Genomic DNA, 499 nt, shown 5'->3' on the forward strand with positions numbered 1-499 from the left:
CGACGGCGGCCAGCAGCTCGCCCGTGGCGTCGAGGAAGCGCAGGGACCGGCTGTGTACGGTGTCCGGCCGGATTGGGGTCACGGCCTGCCAGGGCTCGATAGCGCCCGGGATCGGCTCGTCCGGTAGGTTGCGATAGCGACGGTCCAGCGGGGTCTGGCGGCGGCCGGTGCGTGCGCTCGTGCTACGGGCCGGGACAGGCTGGCTGAAATTTGGGATGCGGGCATAGGACATCGTTCGCGCTCCTGATGGGGCTCGTGGGATGGGTCGGCGGTGATGGGGCGGACTCAGACGCCCAAGTGGCTGGGCAATCTGGCGTTTCAGGCGCGGGGAGGCTCGAAAAACGCTTCTGGGATCATGCTATCGGAGCGGGCGGAGCCATGCCCGAATTAAGGGCCCAGGCAGGATGATCGCCATCGGGGCCGTAGAGATCGGGGAACAGCACCCACAGCCGCTGCTCGATGCGGGTCAGCAGATCGCTGCCGGTGTCCATGGCGTCGC

The 499-nt window shown here is 68.1% G+C and carries 1 protein-coding gene; it reads right to left on the bottom strand.

Features of this window, described 5'->3' with window-relative positions:
* Positions 1-232, bottom strand: a 232-nt coding sequence (locus MKK88_RS15300; RefSeq protein WP_244001097.1) for a hypothetical protein, incomplete at its 3' end; no start/stop codon positions are given.
* Between the last annotated feature and the right edge of the window lie 267 nt (positions 233-499).

This window comes from Methylobacterium sp. E-005 (assembly GCF_022829725.1).
In the GTDB taxonomy this organism is placed as follows: domain Bacteria; phylum Pseudomonadota; class Alphaproteobacteria; order Rhizobiales; family Beijerinckiaceae; genus Methylobacterium.